Origin of the sequence: Nitrobacter sp. (genome assembly GCF_047149785.1) — a bacterium.
GTDB lineage: Bacteria > Pseudomonadota > Alphaproteobacteria > Rhizobiales > Xanthobacteraceae > Nitrobacter.
In genome coordinates this window covers 527,428-537,679 of sequence record NZ_BAAGBE010000001.1, presented here as the reverse complement: position 1 = coordinate 537,679, position 10,252 = coordinate 527,428, and the positions used below count along the sequence as shown (strand labels likewise).

The 10,252-nt window shown below is 62.5% G+C and carries 10 protein-coding genes; 4 read left to right on the top strand and 6 right to left on the bottom strand.

The genetic code is table 11. The features are described 5' to 3' along the window. Positions 1 to 129: 129 nt before the first annotated feature. The gene (locus ACMDCM_RS02510) at positions 130 to 573 is read left to right on the top strand and encodes a hypothetical protein (RefSeq protein WP_412772092.1); all 444 of its coding nucleotides are present in this window, start codon (positions 130 to 132) and stop codon (positions 571 to 573) included. 230 nt (positions 574 to 803) lie between these two features. On the opposite strand, the gene ACMDCM_RS02505 is transcribed toward ACMDCM_RS02510, so the two are convergent. After that, on the bottom strand, positions 804 to 1,010 hold the full coding sequence (locus tag ACMDCM_RS02505) for a DUF3551 domain-containing protein (RefSeq protein ID WP_412772091.1): 207 nt from the start codon (positions 1,008 to 1,010) through the stop codon (positions 804 to 806). A gap of 226 nt (positions 1,011 to 1,236) precedes the next feature. Between ACMDCM_RS02505 and ACMDCM_RS02500 the strand changes: the two genes are divergently transcribed. From ACMDCM_RS02500 to ACMDCM_RS02490, 3 genes are all read left to right on the top strand, one after another. Further along, positions 1,237 to 1,434, top strand: a complete 198-nt coding sequence (locus ACMDCM_RS02500; protein WP_412772090.1) for a hypothetical protein — start codon at positions 1,237 to 1,239, stop codon at positions 1,432 to 1,434. Positions 1,435 to 1,647: 213 nt separating this feature from the next. Continuing rightward, entirely contained in the window at positions 1,648 to 2,007 is a 360-nt protein-coding gene (locus tag ACMDCM_RS02495; RefSeq protein ID WP_412774640.1) for a PRC-barrel domain-containing protein, read from the top strand. A 247-nt stretch (positions 2,008 to 2,254) separates the two neighbouring features. Then, positions 2,255 to 3,418: a GNAT family N-acetyltransferase gene (locus tag ACMDCM_RS02490; protein WP_412772089.1), complete on the top strand. Its 1,164-nt coding sequence runs from the start codon at positions 2,255 to 2,257 to the stop codon at positions 3,416 to 3,418. 796 nt (positions 3,419 to 4,214) lie between these two features. Here ACMDCM_RS02490 and ACMDCM_RS02485 read toward each other — a convergent pair. The 5 genes from ACMDCM_RS02485 to ACMDCM_RS02465 all read right to left on the bottom strand — a co-directional run bounded on the left by ACMDCM_RS02485 (position 4,215) and on the right by ACMDCM_RS02465 (position 10,173). Further along, positions 4,215 to 5,024, bottom strand: a complete 810-nt coding sequence (locus ACMDCM_RS02485) for an energy transducer TonB family protein (RefSeq protein ID WP_412772088.1) — start codon at positions 5,022 to 5,024, stop codon at positions 4,215 to 4,217. Beyond that, positions 5,021 to 5,485: a TonB system transport protein ExbD gene (gene exbD / locus ACMDCM_RS02480; RefSeq protein WP_412772087.1), complete on the bottom strand. Its 465-nt coding sequence runs from the start codon at positions 5,483 to 5,485 to the stop codon at positions 5,021 to 5,023. The genes ACMDCM_RS02485 and exbD overlap by 4 nt, the downstream gene beginning before the upstream one ends. A gap of 6 nt (positions 5,486 to 5,491) precedes the next feature. After that, positions 5,492 to 6,607, bottom strand: coding sequence for a tonB-system energizer ExbB (gene exbB / locus ACMDCM_RS02475; protein ID WP_412772086.1), 1,116 nt, complete (start codon positions 6,605 to 6,607; stop codon positions 5,492 to 5,494). 159 nt (positions 6,608 to 6,766) lie between these two features. Next, positions 6,767 to 8,356: an AAA family ATPase gene (locus tag ACMDCM_RS02470; protein WP_412772085.1), complete on the bottom strand. Its 1,590-nt coding sequence runs from the start codon at positions 8,354 to 8,356 to the stop codon at positions 6,767 to 6,769. Between the two features lie 32 nt (positions 8,357 to 8,388). After that, complete coding sequence (locus tag ACMDCM_RS02465) at positions 8,389 to 10,173, bottom strand: ABC transporter ATP-binding protein/permease (RefSeq protein ID WP_412772084.1); 1,785 nt, start codon at positions 10,171 to 10,173, stop codon at positions 8,389 to 8,391. Positions 10,174 to 10,252 lie beyond the last annotated feature (79 nt).

Genomic DNA, 10,252 nt, shown 5'->3' with positions numbered 1-10,252 from the left:
GCCGCCGCCCAGTCACATCGAGTGATTCAGACGAAATATTCCTTCCGCCTGCTCGAAACTTAATTCAATCGAATGTGTTGGGGATGATCAGGACTGCAGATCGGGTCTCGTTCAAAATGGAGGCTTCTGATGTGCGATTACAGCTTGCAACACATTGCGTCACGTTCCGCCGCCGCCGGCCAGCGACTGGTGACGACCCGGTTCCCTACGTCCATGACGCGCGGCTTCACCGAAATCGGAGAGCCAGGCGTCGCGATATGCCTGCTTCCCGGTACGGAAGTTGCGTTTGATCGCGAGGTCAGGGCCGAGCCGAACTTTCCCTTGATGCCGAAGCGGCGGATCGGCGAGCGGCTGGCGCGTTTCCGTCAGGTTGCTCTCGAAAAGCCGACGGCGCATCATGACGCGTTGGAATTCGCCAACGGCGAGACCGTGCTGCTTACCCGCCTGGTCGAAGGCCAGATCGCAACCGTGCTGCAGCTTCCGCACGGTGTCGTGCGCGCGACGGCGGCGGACGAGTCGAGCACCATAATGTCGCCAGGCGCCGCTTCCACGCGCCGCGAGCGGACGTGGTAACGTGCTTAGCTGCCTTGCGGTCGCGTTAGCGGCGAATGCGGTTGAGCGTGGTGCCGGCAGGGTCGAGCCCGCCAGATTAAGTAGCGGCACCGGGCCGATGGCAGACCTCCCATTGAGAGGCTGACTCGCTTTGTGGAAAGACGTCAAGGACGACCCGGCTATTTGCGGGCGGGCAATTTGCGGGAATGAGGCTGACTGGAGCCCATCCTGGCGTCCGGGTTTTATCCTTGTTACCTTACTTTCGGATTTATAGCGCACGCCGCGTCTTTCCCTATGGCGGCTGCCGTGCACTGCCGATAGGTCGAGAATTCGCAGCGACCAGGATAACCCCACTTTGGGCCCTGCAAGCAGTAAGCCCCATTTTGCGAGAACAACAACGCGCCGGCGCTTATCAATGTTCCTATGGCCAAAATCGCTAACGGCACAATTTTCAACATGTCTTGCTCCATCCGAACCAACGAAGGAACGCCAACGAAGAGACGGACCACATGTTCCTGTCTGGGAAAGCCTTTCCTCCTGTACCTGCAACAATCCCGCAGGAAAACTTTGGAACGATAAGTGGCGCCGTACATTGGCCCTGCGTCACCGCAAGGCTCTAGGTATCCACCGGTGATGAGAACGCCGGTTGCGCTCCCGCCTTCCTCCCACGGAAAGGAGCGCGCCATGGGCATACGAAATTGTTTCAAAAAACCGTTTCAAGATCAGCGCCTTTTTGACTTCATCTCCGATGCAAGCGGCAAGGCCGGCTCACTTCCGCCCGGACCGGAACGAGACGATCTGCTGAATAAAATTGACAAGGCCCGGGCTGCTGCGACGCTTTACAAATGGGCAAACTCGCCGGAACTGCAGCCGCCCAAATAGTCCGGGCCGCAAGCCGAAACGAATTTTTAGCGGCGGCGTTGGCAATATATGTCGCGTTATTTCATCATCGTTATAGCGAGCGGCTTGATCGTACTGATCGCGTTGCTGCTGTTGCTTCTTTCTTTTCATACGGCGCGCGTGCCGGACAGAGCTTCTCGTGCCGGGAACATTTACCACGCCAGCCGCTTCTATATCCCACCGAAAGGAGAATGCATGGCCACCGAAGCGAGAGAAACAAGCACGCTGATCGGCAGCGACAAGGTTGCAGGAACCGCGGTCTACGGCGCCGACGACCGTGAGATCGGAACGATCGAGCGCGTCATGATCGAGAAGACCAGCGGGCGCGTATCGTATGCAGTGCTGGGTTTCGGCGGATTCCTGGGGATCGGCAACGATCATTATCCGCTGCCCTGGAACGCCTTGAAATACGACACCCGGGTGGGAGGCTATCGCACCGGGCTTACCGTAGACCAGCTCAACCGCGCGCCGAGGTACGCGTCCGAGAGCGGCTGGGACTGGGAAGAGCCGGGCAGCACCAAGGCGGTCGACGACTACTACGGCCGCCTTACTTAGGAAATCGTCGGGGTCGATGATCGACCCCTTATTTGTTTCCCGATTCCCCGAAACGGGAAGCGTAGCTTGACCATGTCATGCTGATCTGAAAGCTTCACGCGGATTTGCTCCGTCACCCTTTTCGTTCTGATATGCTTTGGGGCCGCAAGGCCATTGCTCGTCCCTTTGACGCCGGTGACGGCCTTCAGAGCGCTCATCGGCATCTTAGGAGCCTTGAACAGGCGGACGTAGGTTGGGCGGACATAGGTTGGAACGGCGCATACCCGATCCTGAATTCCTTTCGGTCGCGCCGATCGGCCGCGACGAGCTGCGAACCTGCGAGGCGTGGCGGATCGCCTTCGCCGGCCAGCGCAAGGATCACCGCTATTACGAGATCATTGCGGACACGGTCCGCGATCACTTCGAGTACGGCTGTTTCGCGATCCGCGATCCGTCAGGCCGCGTGCTGGCGGTGCAACCATATTTCCTGCTCGACCAGGACGTGCTGGAAGGCATCAAGCCCGATCGTTCGTCGCTCGTCGGACGTATCCGCTGCCGCTATCCACGTTTTTTGAAACTGCGTACGTTGATGCTCGGTTGCACGGCGGGCGAAGGGCATCTTGCGGCCAGTGCGTATCTTTCGTCCGCGGCCGTCGCCAGGGCCCTGGCGCAAAATATCGTTGCACAGGCGCATGCGTTGGGCGCACAGATGATTGTTCTCAAGGAATTTCCACGCAATGATCGCCGCGACCTGGCGTATTTCGAGCGTGAGGGGTTCGGTCGCGCGCCAAGCATGCCGATGACTACGCTCGACATCGACTACAACAGTTTCGATGACTACATGCAGAGCGCATTAAGCGCGAAGACGCGCCGTGATCTGCGCAAGAAATTCCATGCCGCCGAGAGGTCCGACCTTGAAATGACGGTAACCGATAACGCGGCGAGCTTCATCGACGAGCTCTATCCGCTCTATCTGCAGACCTACGAGCGCTCGCACTTTCATTTCGAGAAGCTGACCAAGGACTACTTCCGTCGTCTCGGCTGCGAGATGAGTGACAAGACTCGTTTCTTCATCTGGTATCGCGGAAATACCCTGATGGCCTTCGCGCTGTGCATGGTGGAGGGCGAGGATATCTTCGCCGAATATATCGGCCTCGATTACGACTTCGCCCTCGACCTCCATCTCTATCACTACATTTCTCGAGACGTGATCGCCTGGGCGATGACACATGGCTACAAGCGTTTCCGCAGCAGCGGACTGAATTACGATCCCAAGCTGCACCTGCGCCATCGGCTGGACCCGATCGATCTTTATGTACGGCACGTCTCGCCGACCGCCAACCGGATCATGCGGCAGGCGCTGCCATGGATCGTTCCGGCGCGCTATGACACGACGCTGCGGAAATTTCCCGACTATCGTCAGATGTGGTGACCGGTCTCCGCCGCGAAACTGGCGAGAGCTTTTTTACGTTACCCGGGTGAAAGTCTCGCACGCGAACCCGTCGTCAAGTAACGCCGCCATCCCAGGGCGAGCCACGCGACAAAATGGCTGAAAAGATCGGACGCCGCAATATGGAGCGATAACCGGGACGGTGGGGCACACGCGGCGCGTAGCGGTAGTGGCAACTATCAGATTTTACTGGTGGGCCCGGCAGGACTCGAACCTGCAACCAGACCGTTATGAGCGCCGGGGAAAAACGCCCGGGCGTTGATTTTCTTGCAGTTTGTTGCCGTTCGATCGCATCCATCGACGTCTATCGTCATGGTTTCTGGGGCGAAACTGGGGCGGTCTTCCTCCAGCCTTGGCGCCTCCTTTACCCTCGGGCAAGGAGCAATGGTTGGGATCGCTCTCTGCGGATCGCAGTGAGTGATTGCGGGGAAGCGTTACACCCCCCGATCCCTGCGAATAGATTCGACTCCCCTCAAAGCGGGGAACCGCCGGTATCTGTGGAAATGGCCAGTTACCAATTCTTACGATTGATAGAACAAGTCGTCCCAAGATTAGCGGCATGACCGGCGCCATCTGAGGTATGGCGAGTAAGCCGCGCTGGGGCTTTTTTGATCTTGTGAGCTAAGATGCGCGCGTTCTCTGTGTTGATATCCACTAGGTCTTTTTTCAATTATCACATGATCGAAGTTAATCATGCACAGAATCGCAACTTGGTCACGCAGATGCGGCGCAGTTGCGAGCGCGGCGAGGGAAGCGGACGATGGACGTTTGAAGGGGGTCATCGTGTGAACCTGATGGGGACGGCGAGCGTGATCGAGCCGCCGCCGATGTTGGGCGGCGGGGCGGGAACGGGGCTGGCGCGGCGCGGCAAGGACACGGCTTCAGTATCGAGCGCGCCGTCGCCGGCCGAGCGCACCAGACGCGCGGAAAGTACGCGACCCGAACGGTCGATCGTGAACGCGACCATGGCGATGCCGGTGCTGGCTGCACCTGGCGGGAAGCGTTTGTAACGGTTGAGATGGGCCATCAGTGCGCCCTTCCACGAGGCCGGCGACATCGACGATTCCATGCCTTCGGCTGGCGCAGCAGCACGGTCCGCACGTTGCACCTGCGAGTTCGGCGGCGCGGTGGTGCGCGGCGCCTTCTTCTGTTTTTTCTTCTTCAGCTTTTTCTTCGGTTTCGGTTTCGGCCGCTCCATGGGCGGCAGCACCACTTCCGCCTTCTCCAACTTCGGCAGCTCGGGCGGCTTGATCTTGGTCTTCACCGGCTTCAGTTCAGGCTCTGGCTCGACCTTCTCCTCAACCGGCTTCTCCGGTTCCGGCTGGTCCTCGGCCTCGTCCATCTGCGGCCCCGGCGCGATGTCCTGCTGCGGCACCTCGGGCGCGACCGCGAGCGGCGCGAGCTCCATCATGATCGCGGCCGGCGGATCGCCGGGCGGCTCGGCCGCGGCCGGCCAGTTCAGCGCCAGCCAGATGCCGCCGGCATGCAGCGCAACCACGGCGAACCCGGCCGCGGTCCAGCGCAGCGCCGCGGTCGCGCTGACCGTGCCTTGCGCCCGCCCGTCCGGATCGCGCCAGTCGATCTTCATGGCTGCGTCGCCGCCACCGGCGCAGGAGGATCGGCCCCCTGCCCGGTATCCTCCAGCCCCACCAGCGCGATCTTGAGATAGCCGGCGCCGCGCAACAGGTTCATCACGGCCATCAACTCGCTGTAGGCCACCGTCCCGTCGGCGCGCAGGAACACCCGCTGCTCGCGGTCGTTGCCGGTCTGCTGATCGAGCGTCGCCTGCAATGCGTTGCGCGGCACCTCGTCATTGCCGAGCGCCAGCGTCAGGTCCTGCTTCACGGTCAGGAACACCGGCTTGTCCGGGCGCGGCTGCGGCTGCGCGTTCGACACCGGCAGGTCGACCGCGACGTCCACGGTCGACAAAGGCGCCGCCACCATGAAGATGATCAAGAGCACCAGCATCACGTCGATGAAGGGCGTGACGTTGATCTCGCTCAGCTCGTCGATGCCGCCGTCCTGCAGGTTCTTGAGCGATACCGCCATGGCGCATCACTCCGCGGCGGGGCGGGCGCGCGACAGCGGCACCACGGAGGAGACCAGTCCCCGCGCCTGCCGCTCCAGGTCGCGCGAGATGTGCTGGACGATCTCGCCGGAGGCGTCCGACAGCAGCGCCCGGTAGCTCGCCAGCGCGCGCGCGAACACGTTGTAGATGATCACCGCCGGGATCGCGGCCACAAGACCGAGCGCGGTGGCGAGCAGCGCCTCGGCGATGCCCGGCGCCACCACCGCAAGATTGGTGGTCCGGGAATGGGAGATGCCGATGAAGGCGTTCATGATCCCCCACACCGTGCCGAACAGGCCGACGAAGGGCGCGGTCGCGCCGATCGTCGCCAGAAGCCCGGTGCCGCGGGCGATGTCGCGGCCCGCTTTCGCCTCGATCCGCGACAGCGCGATGGCGAGGCGCTCCTTGATGCCTTCCGCCGACAGATCGTTCGAACGGCTGCATTCGCGCTCCGCCGCCGCCATCAGTTCCGCCACCGGGCCCTTGCCGGTCCAGCCTTCCGCGATCGCGGCGCGCGCCGCTCCAAGACTGTCCGCGCGCATCAGCTTGCGCACGCAGCTCTGCGCCCGCCGCCGCGTCGCCGCAAGCTCCAGCCCCCGCGCCAGCCAGATCGTCCACGTCACCAGCGAGGCGAACGCAAGCCCGATCATCACCGCCTTCACAACCACGTCCGCCTGCATTAACATCCCCCACGGCGAGAGGTCTTGCGGCAGCGTAGAAGGTGACGCCGACGCCACAGACGGAGCAGATGCGGACACAGATCGAGCCGGCAGCGCACCCGCTTCAGTCGAGTCAGACGTGGGGGATGATGCAGGCGGAAACTGCTGCGAGGCACCAACAGGCGCCGGTGACGCCGACGTTTCGCCGAATGCTGGCGCAGCGGTCGCCGCCGCGTCCGATGCAGGCGATGTTGTTGTTAGACTTTGCGGCGCGACAACAGGCGCTGGCCCAGGCGTGATCGCCGATGGCGTCGATGACATCGGCGTTGCAGAACTAGCGCTGTTGCCGTTCTGCTGCTGCGCTCCTGCCTGCGTCACAGCAGCAAGAACGGCGAGCATGACGACAAACCCCAGACGTGTCGCCCCTGTTGCAAATCCCGTCATTATTCGCGTTCCTCGTTCCTATGGACTCGCCAGCGCTACGACTAGACCGAGCGGCGCAGCCTTAACGCCAGCATCAAACCAAACAGCCTCCCAGCAGGGCACTCACAGCCATCGATGCCGGCGTTGCCTGGGCAAGCCGGACATCGTGTCTTACTGAATTCAGACGACGGTCTGGTCGACCCGCTTCCGCGACTTCGGTCCGTAGAAGTTGCCGCGCGGCTCGGAGGTTTCGAGCGTGCCAGCCTGGGCCGAGGCGATCAGCTCCTTAGTGCGGCGGATTTCTTCGGCGGCACGGTCGAAATAGCTGTCGAGCGTCGCCGGCTTGATGTCGCGGATCACATCGGCGACGTAGAGTGCCTTGACGTCGGCCACCACGCGGCTGATATCGGCGGCATTGAAGCCTTCGGTCGCGGCCTTGACGCGCTCCACGTCATAAGCGCCGAGCCTTTCCGGCAGCTTGGCAAGGTTGCTGTCGAGGATTTCCTGGCGGGCGCGCGCGTCGGGTAGTTTGGTCTCCAGCCACAGTTCGACGCGGCCGGCGCGCAGCAAAGCCGCCGGCATCTGGTTGGGGTCCATCGCGGTCAGGATCACCGCGACCTTGCCGGCGGTTTCCGTCTCCAATCCGTCGAGCATGGTGAGAAGGTAGCGGTTCAATCCGTGCACCCGCTCGCTTTGCATCAGCACGTCGGCGTCGTCGATGAAGATCACGGACGGCGTGCTGAGCTTGGCCTGGTCGAACACGTTCCGCACCTTCGGGTAGAACGAGTCCGGCGACTCGCTGAAGATGGTGCCGTCGATCATGAAGAACTTGCCCTTCATGCGGTGCGCAAGCGCGCGGCCGACGCTGGTTTTGCCGGTGCCGGGCGGGCCATAAAGGAGAATGCCCTTCTTCGGCATCAGGCCGAGATCGGCGAAGCGGGAATCGAACATCATCGGGTTGACGATGAAGGTCTGCAGTTTCTCGGCGATCTCCTTGAAGCCCTTGAGGTTGGAGAAGTCGACCTTGGCGACCTCGCCGAGCGAAACGTTGCTGCTCAGCATGCGGGTGTCGAGCAGGTCGAGCACGGTCTGATCATTGGCCGCGGCATCGTCGCGTATCAATGCACAGACCTCGTTGAGCTGATAGACCGACAGCTTGGATGCGAAACTGAAGATGCGCTTGACGTCGAGCTGCCTAGCTCGTTCCACGCCCAGATTCCGCTCCAGGAAAAAGCTGTAGTCGTCCGGCGTCAGCGCGCCGAGCGGCAGGAACACCGCGCGCCCGTCGAGCTGGGGAACCAGCTTAAGGCGATCTGTGACGGTAAACACCAGCCGCTTGCCTTTGGCGCGGGCGGTCTCCAACAACGCCTGTAATGTTGTGTTCAAATAGTACGGGCGCGGATAGGCCATTGCAAACTTGTTCGTGAAGCAAAACAGGTCAAGGTCCTCGACAAAGACGATGTCGGCCTTGTCGAGCGCGGCGTCGACCACCCGGTGCAGCCCTTCTTCATAGGCGGGATGGTTCGCTCCTTCCGCAGCCTGCAACACGTCGCGGCAGGCGATGCGGATGCCACCGAATTCCTCGATCAGCCTGTTAAGCAACGTGGTCTTGCCTGCCCCGACACCGCCGAGAAGCACCGTCACAGGCACGCTGCGAACGTTCTCGCGCAATCGCTCGAGGGCGGCAGCCTGGGTCGGCGACAGTTCGGCCGGCGTGGCGGCGGAAGGATGGCCATGCGCGAAGATGGAAGATGGAATCGACAGGTTCATGAAGGTGGTCCTTTCAGTCGGTTTGGCAGGGTTCATTCAGCGACGGCAACACGAACGATGGCGATCGACCTGTCGATGGCGGCACGGCGGACGAGTCGCGACCCGTCTTCGCCTGGGGCGAGGTATATGGTGCGGGTATGAAAGGCGGTGAGCGAGGCACGGTGCCCGGCGTTCAGGATCGCCGCAAGTGGAAGGTGCTCCGCGAGCAGGCGATGGAGGCCGGCCTCGGACTCCTCATCCAGCGCCGAGGTCGCCTCGTCGAGCAGCAGGATGTCGGGCCGGTGCAGCAGGGCGCGCGCGAAGGCGATGCGCTGCCGCTCGCCGCCGGACAGGCCGGATGCGGATGCGATATCGTCGTCAAGCCGGTCGGCAAGCGCCGACAGCCCGACTGCAACCAGCGCGTCGCGCAGCATCTCGTCAGAGATGGTGCCGGCAAGGCCAGGATAAGCGAGCGCGTCGCGCAGTGCGCCGAGCGGCAGGTAACCGCGTTGCGGCAGCGCCATCAGGCGCGCGCCCTGCTTAACGCTCACGCTGCCTTCGCCGAACGGCCAGATCCCGGCCAGCGCCCGTATCAGGCTGGTCTTGCCGATGCCCGAGGGGCCGCGGATCAGCACGCGCTCGCCAGGGGCCAAGGCGAAGTAAGCGGCAGCGGCGATGGCAGCGCCGTCCGGCCGCCGCACCACGAGATCGCGCGCGAGCAACGCCGCGCCGCAATCATCGTGTGCAGTGTGCGCGATCCGGCTGCCTGCGTGCTCCTGCAGCGTCGCAAGCGACTCCTCGAAGCCCGACAGCCGGTCGATCACCGAACCCCAATAGGTCAGATCGGTGTAGTTGCGCATCAGGAATGAGAGTTCATAGCGGACGCGCAGGAATACCCCCGAGGTCTGCGTCACGCCGCCGAGTTGCATCGCGCCGGCGAAGTAAAGCGGCACCGACATCATGTAAGGAAACATGTTCGCAATGCCGTTGACCGCAGTCGCGACAGCGCTCAGCCAGCGCTGCCGCGACAGCAAGGCGTACCAATTGGTGATGATGGCACCGAAGCGTCGGTCAAGCTGGGCGCGCTCGGCCGCCTCGCCGCTGAAATGCGCCACCTCCTCGGCGTTCTCACGCAGCCGCGCCAGCGAGAAGCGGAAGTCAGCTTCAGCCTTCTGTTGCGTAGCATCGAGGCCGACCAGCGAGCGGCCAACGAGATGCGTTACCCAGGTGCCGAGACCCGCAAAGATGAACGATATCACGACGAGAATCGCGGGTATCGGGAGCGCGATGCCCATCAACTCAAACGGAGCGTTGACTGGAATCGTCGCCAGGATGGTGCCGAAGGAGGCCAGCGTCACCAGCGTGGTCAGAAAGCCGAGGCCGGTCGAAATCGCATAGGTGACATAGAGGTTGACGTCCTCGGCGATGCGCTGGTCCGGATTGTCAGGCGCGTCGCCGGCAAGCTGCACCCGGTAATGCGCGCCGTCCGCGAGCCAGGCATCGAGATAGCGTCCCGTGAGCCAGCGCCGCCAGCGGATCGTGAGCCATTTGTTGAGCGTGACGTTCCCAAACGCACGAACAACGTTGACGATAGTAATACAACTGAAGACCACCAGGAGCTGGAACAGGAAGGCATTCCAGTCCCTGGCGCCGAGCGCGTTGAACAGTGCTGCGTTCCAATAGCTATACGCCACCGCCGTGCCGACGCCGGCAAGGTTGAGCGCGACCACTCCGGCCAGCAACGCCCGCGCCTTCCAGCGCTCCTCCGAACAGAACCAGAGGGAGCCGATACGGCAGCCGGCCTTCGCCAGCAGGATCACGCGACGGCGCGAACGCATTTCGTGCCTCGCCTGTGCAGAGTCACCCATAAGAGCTGCCCTTGCACCAAACGCCGGGAAACGATGACAGAAGACCATC